At 65.5% G+C, this 14,108-nt stretch carries 5 protein-coding genes; all 5 read left to right on the top strand.

What is annotated here, in order from left to right; all coding sequences use genetic code 11:
• The first annotated feature begins 42 nt into the window (after nt 1–42).
• The 5 genes from BWP39_RS23685 (at nt 43) to BWP39_RS23665 (ending at nt 14,104) form a co-directional block, all read left to right on the top strand.
• A complete protein-coding gene (locus BWP39_RS23685) occupies nt 43–1,344 on the top strand; it encodes an MFS transporter (RefSeq protein ID WP_096724628.1) in 1,302 nt (433 codons plus the stop codon).
• 14 nt (nt 1,345–1,358) lie between these two features.
• Nucleotides 1,359–2,906: an efflux transporter outer membrane subunit gene (locus BWP39_RS23680; RefSeq protein ID WP_096724626.1), complete on the top strand. Its 1,548-nt coding sequence runs from the start codon at nt 1,359–1,361 to the stop codon at nt 2,904–2,906.
• Nucleotides 2,903–4,315 carry an FAD/NAD(P)-binding protein gene (locus tag BWP39_RS23675; RefSeq protein ID WP_096724624.1) on the top strand — a complete coding sequence of 471 codons (1,413 nt, stop codon included), beginning with the start codon at nt 2,903–2,905 and terminating at the stop codon, nt 4,313–4,315. Before BWP39_RS23680 ends, BWP39_RS23675 begins: the two co-directional genes overlap by 4 nt.
• Nucleotides 4,316–4,382: 67 nt before the next feature.
• Entirely contained in the window at nt 4,383–13,337 is an 8,955-nt protein-coding gene (locus BWP39_RS23670; protein ID WP_096724622.1) for a non-ribosomal peptide synthetase, read from the top strand.
• Nucleotides 13,334–14,104 carry a sulfotransferase family protein gene (locus tag BWP39_RS23665; RefSeq protein WP_096724620.1) on the top strand — a complete coding sequence of 257 codons (771 nt, stop codon included), beginning with the start codon at nt 13,334–13,336 and terminating at the stop codon, nt 14,102–14,104. Before BWP39_RS23670 ends, BWP39_RS23665 begins: the two co-directional genes overlap by 4 nt.
• Nucleotides 14,105–14,108 lie beyond the last annotated feature (4 nt).

Below are 14,108 nucleotides of genomic sequence, written 5' to 3'. Positions count from 1 at the left end.
CCGCGCCATGCGGACACGATCGGGCGATCCAGCGAGGCCGGCATGACCGATAGCGCGCAGGACCGCATCGGACAGGCGCCGCAACGCACGCGTGCCTCCTGGTTCGCGACCTTGAGCGGTCCGTTTGCCTATCGCACGTTCGCATCGATCTGGGTCGCGAGCCTGATCGGCAACCTCGGTGGATCGGTTCAGACCGTCTCGGCCGCGTGGCTGATGACGTCGATGGCGCCGTCGCCCACGATGGTCTCGCTGGTGCAGACGGCCTCTACGCTGCCGATCGCGCTGTTCGCGCTGATGTCGGGCGTGGCCGCCGACGCGTGGGATCGACGCTCGGTAATGCTGGTGTCGCAGTCGCTGATGTTCGTCGTGGCGTTGTGCCTCACTGCGCTTGCGACCGCCGGTGTGATGACACCGGCGTGGCTGCTGCTCTGCATGTTCATCGGCGGATGCGCGACAGCGATGTTCCAGCCCGCATGGCAGTCCGCTGTCACGGAGCAGGTGCCCGCGCGCGAGCTGTCGGCGGCCATCGCGCTGGACAGCTTCTCGTTGAATTTTGCGCGCACCGCAGGCCCTGCACTGGGCGGCCTGATTGTGGCGTCTGTCTCGGCGAGAGCGGGATTCCTCCTCAGCAGTCTGTCGTACGCCGGGCTTGTGGTTGTCCTGGCGCGCCAGATTCGCGGCGCCACCACGCGAAAGCCTGCACGCGAGCCTCTGATGAAGATGCTGGCCGAAGGCGTCCGCTACTGCTTCGAGACCCCAGGCATTCGCGGCACGCTGATCCGCAGCAGTCTGTTCGGCTTCCTCGGTAGTCCCGTGTGGGCGCTGCTGCCGCTGTTCGCGAAGACGCAGTTTGGTGGCGAGGCGCGCACCTACGGCGTTCTGCTTGCGTCGTTCGGCGCGGGCGCGGCATCAGGCGCGCTGGGCGGTGCGGCGTTTCGCACCTGGCTCGGCCGCGAGACGCTGATCCGGCTATGCACGTTGACGTTCGCCGCAGGCGTACTGCTCACCGCATGGAGTCCGGTTCAGGCCGTCGCCATGCTCGGTCTTGCGATTGCAGGCGGGAGCTGGGTTGCCGTCGTCTCGACATACAACCTGACGATCCAAACAGCGTCGCCCGCCTGGGTGGCAGGACGATCGCTGTCGCTGTTTCACTCGTGCATCGTTGGCGGACTTGCGATCGGCACCTACCTTTGGGGCATCGCTGCGACGCGCAGTTCGATCAACACGGCATTCGCGGTATCGGGGTTGTTGATGGCGGCATCGGTCGTGCTGGCGCCGTGGCTGCCGTTGCCGGCGCAAGAGATGAGCGGCCGCGACGTGGATAGCGGGGCGTCGCAACCATGACACGCAGATCGGCAATGGCAGACGAATTGAACATGACGGCGTGGCGCGGTCGGTGGCCCACGCTGTACCGCGCGAGGTGGCGCGTGGCAACGGTATTGCTGCCGACGCTGCTGGCCGCCTGCGCAGTCGGCCCTGACTATCAACGGCCGGCCGTGCCGGTGCCGCAAACGTGGCAGCTCGACCCCGAGTATGCGAACTGGCGTCCCGCCGAACCCACGCACGCGCAACTCGACGACGCATGGTGGCGCGCGTTCGGCATCGACGAACTGAACGCGCTCGAACAGCGCGCGCTCGATAACAACCCGACGCTGCACGAGGCGGCTGCACACTACGATCAGGCGCGCGCCGTGCTTGAGGCCGTGTCGTCGAAGCAGTTGCCCGAGTTGGGAGTCGGCGCAGAAGCGAGTCGTGGCCGGATTTCCGCGAACCGTCCGCTGACGGAATACGGCACACCGAACTACGAGACGGTGCAGAACGATTTCAAGGCGAACGCCTGGGCATCCTGGGAGATCGACCTGTTCGGCCGCGTCAGGCGCTCGGTCGAAGCAGCGCGGGCAAGCGCGGAGCAATCGGCCGACGATTTCGCGAACGCGCGTCTCGCGCTGACCGCGCAACTGGCGTCGGCCTATTTCGCGCTGCGCGCGATCGACGACGAGCGCGATGTTCTTGAGCGCTCGGTCAGCTGGCAACAGAAGGCGCTCGATTTCGTGAGCGCGCAAGAGCGGTTCGGTCAGGTGTCGCAACTGGGCGTCCTCCAGCAGCGCACGGAACTCGATACGACGCGCGTCCAGCTGCGCCTGTTGATGACGCAGCGCGCGCAGTACGAGCATGCGATCGCGACGATGATCGGTGAGCCCGCGCCGCAGTTCACGCTCGCGCCGAATCGCAGTGCCTATACGTTGCCCGTTCTGCCGACGGGCCTGCCCAGCGAACTGCTGCAGCGACGCCCGGACGTCGCGGCGGCGGAACGGACGATGGCCGCCGCCAACGCGCGTATCGGCGTGGCGCGTGCGGCGTACTTCCCGAGCCTGACCTTGTCGCCGGAGATCGGCTGGCAGAGCGCGCAGTTCGCGTCGCTCGCGACCGTGCCGAGCCTCGTCTGGTCGATTGGCGCGTCGGTTAGTCAGGCGGTGTTCGACGGTGGCCGCAGGGCGGCGCAGGTGCGCTTCGAGAGTGCGGGCTATGTAGCGGCGCAAGCGCGCTACCGGGCGGCTGCGTTGAGCGCATTTCAGGAAGTACAGGACGGCGTGACCAACCTCGATGTTCTCAATGCCGCGGCGAGCGAGTCACGCGAGGCCGTCGACGACGCGCAGCGGTTGCTGGCGCTTGCGACCTATCGCTATCGCGACGGCATGGTGACGTACCTCGACGTGATCGACGCGCAAAGACAGATGCTGAAGAACGAGCGAGCGCTGGCGCAGATTCGCGGCAGGCAGGCCGGCTCGGTGGTGTTCCTTGCGCGCGCGCTCGGCGGAGGCTGGCGTGACCCCGCGGTGGCGGCAAACGAGTCAGTCGCGGGCGGCGTGGCACCACAACCATCGGAATGGACAGGAAATCGATGAGTACAACCACGGTTGCAATTATCGGTGCGGGATTTTGCGGAGCCACGCTGGCCACGCATCTGCTGCGGCATCCTCCGACGACGCCGATGCGGGTACTGCTGATCAACCGGTCCGGCGCGATGGCGCGCGGCGTGGCTTACGGCACGCGAGTGTTCAGCCATCTGCTCAACGTGCCGGCCGGGCGGATGAGCGCGGTGGCAGGCGACGATGACGATTTCTACCGGTATGCCCATGGCCGTGATTCGCAGATCACGCGCAGCAGTTTCGTGCCGCGTCGCCTGTATGGCGACTACCTCGAGACGCGCCTCACCGAGGCGGTCGAGCGGGCCGTGCCCGGCATCGAATTTCGCAGTGTAGTGGGGAGTGCGGTCAGGATCGCGCCGCTCGACGACGGCACGCGGGGCGTGATTACGCTCGACAACGGCGAGCTCATCCATGCCGACCGCGTGGTGCTGAGTAGCGGCAACGAAATGCGCCGCGATCCGGGCATTGCCGAATCGCAACGGGGTTTCTATGACAGCCGCTTCTACGTGCGCGACCCATGGCTTCCTGGAGTGCTGCGCGACATCGATCTGACGATGCCGGTCCTGCTGGTGGGTACCGGCCTCACGATGGTCGACGTCGCACTCGATTTGCGCGAGCGTGGCCATACGGCGCCGATCTTTGCGGTATCGCGCCACGGCCTGCTGCCGCAGGCGCATCGCAGGATGGATGGTCCGCCGCACTACGACGACCGGCTTGCGAACCGCATGCTCGCGCACGCGAGCGTGCGGCACTACGTACGGGCGGTACGCGACGCGGTGCGCGAGGCGAGCCGTTCCGGTGTCGACTGGCGGGACGTTATCGGCTCGCTGCGCGCGGCGACGCCCGCGTTGTGGCGCCAGTTGCCGGGCGATCAGCGTCGACAGTTCCTGCGTCACGTGCGGCCGTACTGGGACGTACATCGTCACCGGTGCGCGCCGGAGCCGGCGGCATGTCTGCAGGCGGAGTTCGAGCGGCGCGGCGTCATCGTCATGGCGGGACGTGTGGCGGCCTATACGGAACAGGAGCGCAGCGTGAACGTGGCGGTGCGGCGACGCGGTGCGGCAGCGGTCGAATGCGTTGAGGTCGGCGCGGTTGTCAATTGCACAGGACCTGCGCCCGACTTCAGCGCGCACGCCGGTTCGCTGCTCGGCAATCTGTATGCGGAAGGCCTGCTGGTGCCGGATGCGATCGGCATGGGGTTCGAGATCGGCGAAGACGGTGCGGTGCGTGGCCGCGACGGCTCGCCGTCGGCATGGCTGTACTACGTTGGGCCACTGCTGCAGTCGCGCGACTGGGAGGCGACGGCGGTCCCCGAACTGCGGCAGTACGTGAAGCGGCTTGCCGACACGCTGCTCGTGCCACGCCGTGAAGGATTGCTGATCTAGCCCGACGAGCCGCAAAGCATTCGAATGGCATGTCCCCGGATAAAAAAGTCGTCAACCAGGACTACATATGACGAACTCATATGAAACGATCAACGATGCGCTGGCGAAGCGGCTGCGAGCCGGGTTCGCAGCGTATCTTGACGTCAGTACCATCGATGTCGACGATCCTCTGGTCGATCACGTCGACGATGCGCTGCCGCTGGAGGCGCTCGTCGATGTTGTCCGCGCGTGCGGCGCAACGAATGTGACACGTATCGACGTGCTCGCGTGCGCGACGCTCCGTGAGCTGGCGGCGCTGGTCGAGCGCACGGGCGGCGTGTCGCGCGAGGCGGACATCGGAAGGGTCGTCGTGCAGGCGGAATCACATCCGGCATCGCATCGATTCGACGCGCAGGTTACCGACACGCCTGCTTCCCCCGCGCAGCAGGATCTCTGGCTGGCCGCGCAGGTCCAGGAGGAAGGCGCGGCCTATCATCTTTCGCTGGCGCTGCGCTTCGACGCACCCGTGGACAGCGAGCTCCTGAAGCGCGCACTAGCCGAGGTGACCGCGCGTCATCTCTCGCTGCGAACGACATTCCTGCACGACACCGACGGCTTGCGGCAGTACGTGCATGCCGGAGTCGAGGTCGACTGGACCGAATCCACGCTGCCCGCAACGGACGAAGCTGATTTGCGCGACGCCTTGACGCAATTCGCGCAGCAGCGTTTCGACCTGCAGGCAGGACCGCTTTTTCGCGTCTGCCTGTACCGCGTGGGAGCGGATCACGACGTGCTGCAGTTCGTCGTCCACCATATTGTGTTCGACGCATGGTCACGGTTAATCGTGTCGCGCGACATCGTCGATGCGTACCGCGCGCTGCAGGCCGGCCGGGAGATCGTATGGCAAGCGGATGCGGTGCCCGCAGAGGCGTTTGCGCACAGCCAGCACGCCGCGCTGACGCCGGAGCGGACCGCCCGCCTGCGCGAATACTGGCGCACGCAGCTGACCGGCGTTCCGCAGGTGCTCGATCTGCCGACCGATTTCACGCGACCGTCCGTGCGCGACGGTGCAGGCGCCACCTCGATGCGCATGCTGCCGCCCGCGCTCGCCGAGCGTCTTGCCGCCGTCGGTGCAAAACACGGTGCATCGTTATTCATGACGTTGATGGCCGCCTGGCAAATCCTGCTGTGGCGCTACAGCAGGCAGGATGAATTCGCCATCGGAACACCGATGTCGACACGCGATGTCGGCGCGTTTGAGTCGACCGTCGGCTATTTCGTCAATACCGTGGTCATACGCGCCAGGCTGTACGCGGAGGAACCGTTCAGTGCGCTGCTCGCACGCGTGGCGCAGGTAACGCTCGACGGATACGAGCACAAGACGCTGCCGCTGCGCGAAATGATCCAGGTGGCAGGCGCCAGCCGTAACCCGAGCCACACACCGCTGTTCCAGGTGATGTTCGAGTTCCACAATGAACGGCAGCCTGCGAAGGCTGCATCGAAAGAATCGAATGAATCGACCGAACCGGTGCTCACCGTGCCGCATGACGTCGGCGCCGCCAAGTACGACCTGAGCCTCGAGATTGCCCACCGTCACGACGGTCTCGCCTGCGCGATCGAATATGCGACGGCGCTGTTCGCGCGTAGCTCGGTCGACGGCATGCTGGCGCAGTACGAAGTGCTGCTCGAGCAGATCGCTGCCATGCCCGATGCACCGGTCGCGGCGCTTTCGTGCCTACCCGCTCGCGAACTGGACAACGTCACGCGCGCCTGGAACGGGAACGCGTTCGAGCCGGCCGGATCGCCGCTGATCCACGAGCGCTTCGATGCGCGCCTGCGTTCGTGTCCGGGGGCGACGGCCGTGTGGTTCGACAACGCGTCGATGACGTTCGCGCAGCTCGGCGAACGCGTCGATGCACTGGCTGGCCAGCTAGTTGAGCGAACCGGTGGCGAACCGAAGCGCATTGCGATTTGTCTCGAGCGCTCGTTTGAGATGGTGATTGCGGTTCTCGCAATACTGAAGGCCGGCTGTGCCTATGTCCCGCTCGACCCGCGGTTGCCGGCTGAGCGGATCGATTTCATGCTGGACGACAGCGCGGCGGCATTGCTGGTGACGGTTGCGTCGATCCGCGATGAACGGTTTGCTGCGCACCGTATCGAGACCCTGTGCATCGATGAGCGCGCACTGCGGGGCACGGCTTCTGCGCGCGCAGTGATGCCGGTGATCAGCGAGCAGGCGATCGCTTACGTGCTCTACACGTCGGGATCGACCGGCATGCCGAAAGGGGTCGTCGTCACGCATGCGAACGTAACGAATCTGCTCGACACCTTGCAGGCGCGCTATCCGCTGGAGGCGCTGGACTGCTATCTGCTGAAAACCAACTACGCGTTCGACGTCTCGGTGCCCGAGCTGTTCGGCTGGTTCATTGGCCACGGTTCGCTCGCGATTTTGCCGCCGCAGGCCGAGGGCTCGCCGGATCTGATCATCGACGCGTTGCTGCGTCACGGCGTCACGCACGTGAACTTCACGCCGTCGATGCTGCGTCAGTTCGTGCCGGAAACCGCTGCCGACGCGCGTTTCGCCCGCGCGCACCGGCTCCGGTATGTGTTCGTTGCGGGCGAGGAGCTGACGAGGACACTGGCAGACGACGCGCTGAGCGCGTTGCGGCCCGCCGCGATCGAGAACCTGTATGGGCCGACCGAGGCAACGGTGTTTGCCACCGGGTACTCGTACGCTGCACCGATCGCGAACGGCAAGGTGCCGATCGGACGCGGGCTCGGCAATGTGCGCGTCTACGTGCTCGACGAACGCATGCGACCGATGCCCGTCGGCATGCCCGGCGATCTTTATATCGCCGGCAACGGGGTCGCGCGCGGTTACCTGAATCGCGACGAGCTGACCGCACAACGGTTCTTGCCGGACCCGTTCACGCCGGGCGGCAGCATCTACATGACGGGAGATCTCGCGCGCTGGACCCGCGACGGGACGATCGAATTCCTCGGACGGACCGATCAGCAGATCAAGATTCGCGGTTACCGCATTGAACTCGATGAGGTGACGAGCGCATTGAGCACGCATCCGCTCGTCGATGAAGCTGCGGTACATGTGAAGCGGAGCGGGGACGGCGCTGTACAGCTTGTCGCCTACGTCGTGCCGGCGGGCGGCCTGACGCGCACGGCTGCTCCCGACGATGCAGCGCAGATCCGTCACGCGCTGGTCAGCGCGCTCGGACGGCGCTTGCCCGACTACATGGTGCCTTCTACTTATGTGTTCATTGCCTCGCTGCCGAAAGGCATCACGGGGAAACTGAACCGGAAGGCCCTCGAGGAGATTCCGTTCGACGAGCCGGTCCGGCATGACGCGTCGGGTGCGGTGGCACCGCGCGACGATACCGAGCGTTCGCTGTGGGAGATCTGGCGGTCCGTGCTGCGCGTGCCGGAACTCGGCGTGACCGACAACTTCTTCGCGATCGGCGGCGATTCGATCCTGTCGATCCAGGTGGCGGCACGCGCCCGTCAGCGCGGCATCGCGTTTTCGGCGCGCGATCTGTTCCGCTATCAAACCATCGAGCGGCTCGCGTCGAACGTGCGTCGCCAGGGACCGCAGGAGCAGCGGCAGGTGAGCCGCGGCGACATGCCGCTACTGCCGATTCATCGCTGGTTCTTTGCGATTGATTCGACGCACGTCGATCATTACCACCAGTCGCGGCTGCTCGACGTTCCCGCGAGCGTTGACGCGAGTTTCATGGAAGCGTGGCTGCAGGCGCTCGTCGTTCGCCACGACGCGTTGCGGCTACGCTTCGAGCGTTCGGACGCGGGCTGGCGCGCGCACTTCACTGAGCCGGATGCGTGGGACGGGACGGTGCGCCTGATGGTGCGTGGGGGCGATGCGGCGCACGCGCCCGATGCGACTGCTGATGCTTTCTTCTCGGCGGCGCGACACAGCGTATCTCTGACCGACGGTCCGCTGTTCATCGCGGCGTTGGCCGAGGGCGATGTGCGGGGACGCAGTCGTCTGCTGCTGGTTGGTCATCACGCCGTGGTTGATGGCGTGTCGTGGCGCGTGATCCTCGACGATTTCCGGCAGGCGCTTGCGCAGTGGACAGCAGGGCGCACCGTGACGCCAGAACCCGGGGGCGACGGCTATCTGGCCTGGGCGCGAGCAGTGGCTGCCGCAAGCGACAGCCCGGCATTGCGTGCTGAACGCGACCACTGGCTAGGCGTGCTGCGTGCGCCGGTGCCGCGTCTGCGCCCTGACCTTGACGACGAGTGCGCCGACCCGACGCGACGCGCGACGCGCGTCCAGTCGTTCGGCCTCGACGCGGCCGATACGCGCGCACTGCTTGCGGAGACGCATCACGCGTACCGGACCCATCTCATCGAACTCCTGCTGGCCGGGCTGCTGCTTGCCACCCACCGGTGGCGCGGTCACGACACGCTGCGCATTGCGCTCGAGGGGCACGGGCGCGAAGCGGAAGTGCTGGCGCAGTATGGGGTAGAAGGTGCACTACCCGACATCGGCGAGACGGTGGGCTGGTTCACGAGCTACTACCCGCAACTGCTGACGCTGGCGGGCGATGTCGCCGCGACGTCGGACCTGGTGGCCACGACGACCGCGGTGGTCACGGCGATCATGGCGGTGAAGGCGCAGTACCGCGCGACGCCACACCACGGTCTGGGCTACGGAATCCTGCGTCACGTAGCCAGCGACACGGAACTGGCCGCCGCAGAAGCGGACCACACGCCGGAGATCGTCTTCAACTATCTCGGCCAGTTCGATGTTGCCGACGACGAAGCGACCGGCATCGCCGTGCTCGACACGTCGTCGCGCGAGGACATCACTGCGGCACGTCCACGCGAGCACACGCTGGGTATCAACGGCGAGATCAAGGACGGGTGTCTTGCGTTCGAGATCGACTACGCGGTACACGCGTTCGATGCCGCAACGATCGCAGCGCTCGGCACGCACTTCATGGATGCGCTTCGCGAGATCGTCGCGCATTGCAAGACGTGCGTCGCATGGTGCCCGACGCCAGAGGACTTTCCGCTGACCACGGTAACGCGCGACGAACTGGCCGGCTGGCATACGGGTTACCCCATGCTCGAAACGCTGTACCCCGCGACGGCGATCCAGTGGGGGATGGTGTTCCACAGCCTCCTGCCGGGCGAAGCGAGCGCCTATACGAACCAGATCTACGCGACCGTCGGCGGCGGGTTTGACGCTGCGCGCTTCCAGCGAGCGTGGGAGTCGCTGGTCGAGCGCCACGCTGTGCTGCGCACGGCCTTCGTCGGATTCGAGCGCGAGCAGCCGTTGCAGATCGTGCTTTCGCAGGCCGCGTCCCCGTGGCGCAACCTCGACCATCGCGGGCTCTCACCCGATGCACGCGTGGCCGCGTTCGATGCACTGCTTGCGCAGGACAAGACGACGCCGTTCGATTTCGGCAGCGCGCCGCTGATGCGCTTTCATCTGGTGCGCGAGGACGATACGACGTATCGCTTCATCTGGACGTATCACCACGCGGTGCTCGACGGATGGAGCGTGCAGCTCATCTGGTCCGACCTGCTGAGCGCCTACGCAGCAATGACGCAAGGGCACTCGCCCTCGTTGCCGGCTGCGGCGCAGTTCCGCGAGGTCGTGGCGTGGCGGCAATACCGGTCGCTGGACGCCGATCGCCGGTACTGGAAAGAAGAGATCGGCACCCGAACACAACGCACGATGCTGCACATCGAACAACCAGAACGGGCGGTGGAGAGCGATGCACCGCACGTCGTCACGCGGGCGCTGGACGAAGCGGCGACACAGCGTCTCGTGGAAGTCGTCCGCGCCGTCCAGACCACGCTCGCGATCGCGCTGCAGGCATCCTGGGCACTCGTGCTCGGGCGCTATAGCGGTGAAAGCTCACCGGTGTTCGGCGTGACGACATCGGGGCGCGCGATCGACGTACACGGTATCGAGACGATTGTCGGCCCGCTGATCGCTACCGTGCCGGTCCGCGTCGATATCGAACCGTCGATGCCGCTGCGCGACTGGTTGCGCAGGGTGCACGAGCGTCACGTCGAACGGGAAACACACGCGCAGCTGGATCTGATCGACATTCAGCGCGAAAGCGGGCTGCGCGGCGGGCAGGCGTTGTTCGACAGCCTGCTCATCGTCGAGAACTATCCGCTGGCCGAGCAGGATGGGCAACGCATCCTCGGCCTGCGCGATCACGGCTATGCGGAGGACACGCACTACGGCCTGACCGTATCGGCCAAACCGGGGCCGCGTTTGTGCTTCGAAATCGCTTTTGATCGATCGAGATACCACATCGAGGATATCGAAATCATGGCAGACAACCTGAAAGCAATGCTGAACCGTATTCCCGAGCACCTCGAGCACGCGGTCGGCGAACTGCGCGGTGGTGTGGGTAACGCGTCCGTTGGTGCCTCTTCTTATGCGCACGGCGACGGCGGCATACCGCTCAGCTGCGTCACCCGGCAGGGCGATCTGAGACTCGGCCGCCATCTGGTGCCGCACCTGTTCGAAGATCACGCAGCGGCGACGCCTGAACGCCGCGCGCTGGTCTACAACGATCGCGCGTACAGCTACGACCAGTTGAATCGCGCCGCGAACCGGATCGCGAACCGGCTGATGCAGGCGTTCCCGGAGCTGGGCACGGACTCACTGGTTGGTGTGCGGATCGCGCGCAGCGACCGGCTGGCTCTGACGGTTCTCGCGATCTGGAAGATCGGCGCGGCCTATATTCCGATCGACCCCGTGCTGCCCGCGCAACGCATGCACGACATGCTCGATCTGGCGGGCGCGAAAGCCCTGATCGTCGATGCGTCCGTGGCGGCTGCAGAGCCGGCGGTTGCCGGTATGCCGCGCATCGTGTTCGACGATCTCGTGATGGACGACCCGCTGCTCGAGGACAATCCCGAGGTCCATCTGTCGGGCAACGATCTCAGCTATGTGCTGTTCACATCGGGCTCCACCGGCAAGCCGAAGGGCGCGATGATCGAGCACATCGGCATGCTGAACAACATCGCGAACAAGGCGCTCGACCTCGCGATGGACGAAGACAGCCGCGTCGCACAGAACGCGTCGATGAGCTTCGACGTCTCGGTCTGGCAGATGTTTATCGCGCTGACCAAAGGCGGCACGACGTTTGTCTACGACGACCGCGTGGTCAACGACATCGCCGGGTTGATCCAGCGGATGCACACCGACAGCCTGACGATTCTCGAGGTCGTGCCGACCTATCTGCAGGCCCTCGTCGAATATATGGAAGAGCATCCGGATTGCCCGCGGCCGGCTGCGCTGACCTTCATGATGGTGAACGGCGAGACCGTCGATGCGGCGCTGCTCAAGCGCTGGTTCGCGCTGTGCCCGGCGTCGAAGGTCATCAACGCTTACGGCCCGACCGAGGCATCCGACGACATTACGCATCACATCATGTCGCCTGGCGACGAGATCGTGAATCCGGTCCCGATCGGCCGCGCGCTGGCCAATTTCGACATCTACATCGTCGACGACGAGTTGCGCCCGGTGCCGATCGGCACCCGCGGCGAGATCGTGGTGACCGGTGTCGGTGTCGGACGCGGCTATGTGGGCATGGCTGGTGTCACCGCACAGGCGTTCGTGAAGAGCCCCTTTCCCGATCGCTACAAAGGACGTCTGTACCGTACCGGCGACCTTGGCGCGATGCGCGAGGACGGCGTACTGATGTTCCATGGCCGCAAGGACCGGCAGGTGAAAGTGCGCGGCATGCGGATCGAGCTGGAGGAGGTCGAGGCGAGCCTGCGCGCGATTCCGACGGTCCGGCAGGCGGCGGTGCTGGTCATCCAGCCCGAGAACCGCGAGGCGTTTCTGTGCGCCTACGTCGTGCCGCACGCTGACGAGCGCGACGCGATCGTCAACGCGTTGAAGGCAAAGCTGCCGCCCTACATGGTGCCGTCCGTGTTCCGCTTCGAGACAGAGCTGCCGCAGTTGCCGAGTGGCAAGGTGGACCGCAACCGCTTGCGCGAGCAGTTCCAGCTCGACGTGCCGTGCCCGACTGCGGTTGCGCCACGCACGCCGGTCGAGGAACGTCTGACGGAGATATTCCGCGGCGTACTGGGCCATGCAGCGTTCGGCATTCGCGATGACTTCTTCGACCTCGGTGGCGATTCGTTCAAGGCAATCCGGATCGCGGCCAAGTATGGCCCGCCGCTAGAAGTGACCGACATTTACGATCACCCGACCATCGAAGCACTCGCCGAGCATCTGGAACACGCATCGGAAGAGTCGAGCTCGATCGTGCTGATGGCCGGCGACCCTGCGACGGCGAAGGCGGTCGTCGTCTGCGTCGCGAATGCGGCGGGCGGCCCGGTCAACTTCGTCGACATGAGCCGCGCGATGCCGGAGCAGGCAAGCGATGTTGCGATGTTCGGGGTCAAGTTGCCGCGTACTGAAGTCGACAGCGATGGGGCGATGCTCGAGGAAGTGAGGCGGTTGTCGAACGCGGTCTGCGACGATCTGCTCGCGGCCACCGACCTACCGGCCATCGTATTCGCGCAGTGCAACGGCTCGGCGCTGGCGCTTGCCATTACGCGCGAGCTGGTCCGGCGTTCAGCCGACGTGCGGGCGCTGTGCATCGGCGGCGCGCTGATGCGTACGGTCACGGGCAAGCGCGACACGCGCACCGACGACGAGATCCTGGCCTTCCTCGGCAAGGCCGGCTCGACGCTGCCAGCCCAGCCCGACGAGCAGGCCTTCTTCCTGCACGACTTCCGTTACGACGGCTGGCTCGCGGATGTCTACTACAACCATCTGGTGGACCTGATGAGCCGCGGTGCGCTCGAGGTCGTGGACATCCCGGTCTGGTGCCTCGTCGGCAGCGAGGATCCACTCGTGCCGAACTACCCGGTGCGCTTCCAGGACTGGTCGCACATTGGGCGGCCGGTGCAGCTCGTCGAGTACGCGGGCATCGGCCACTACCTGCTGCGCGATTGCCCCGAGGCGATTGCGCGCGCAGTCGGCAGCGTATGGGAACACGTGTCCTGCAAAGGTGTGACGGCATGACAACCAACGACCATCGCATCGCATTCGTACACATCCCGAGAACGGCCGGCACGACGTTCGGTGTGTACCTCGACGGCCTGTACGCGGGCCGGAAGGCGGCGAAATTTTACGCGGACGAGTTGCATCCGGTCGTCAACGCGAAGGTCGACGCGTTTCGCGAACTCGATGCTGACGAAAAGGCGTCGTTCGAGTTGTTGCGCGGTCATTTCGTGTACGGCTTCGACGACGGCGAAAGTGGCTGCCGCTATCTGACGTTGCTGCGCGAGCCTGTTGCACGCCTCGTGTCGTACTACTTCTACGCGTTGAAGGAACGGACCCATTACCTGCATACGTATCTGTTCCAGCGCCGCATCGGACTGGAGCGCTTCCTGATGAGCGACGCGAGTATCGACCTCGACAACAGCCAGGTGCGCGCGATTTCGGGCGCGACATTTGCATCGTCGCGCGAGCGTGTGACCGAGGCGCATCTCGAACTGGCGAAGCGCAATCTGCTTGAACGGTTCGCGGCCTTCGGCCTCACCGAACAGTTCGACGTGTCGATGCAGCGCTTTTCGCGAGCGTTCGGCTGGCCGCTGCCAGCGCAGGAGCGCCGCAACGAAGGCGCCTATGCGCGAGATATGACGCTCAGCGATGCGTGCCGTGCGTATGTCGAGGAAAAGAACCGGTTCGATATCGAACTGTACCGGTTTGCCACAGCACATTTTGAGTCTGCTGCCGCGTACAGCGAGCGCGCTGCGGATCCAGCCATTCAAACTATCGGGAGCTGACGAC

The sequence above is a fragment of the Paraburkholderia acidicola genome (assembly GCF_002362315.1).
In the GTDB taxonomy this organism is placed as follows: domain Bacteria; phylum Pseudomonadota; class Gammaproteobacteria; order Burkholderiales; family Burkholderiaceae; genus Paraburkholderia; species Paraburkholderia acidicola.
Note: the sequence above shows the minus strand (reverse complement) of the source record. Positions and strands in the feature narration are given on the sequence as shown.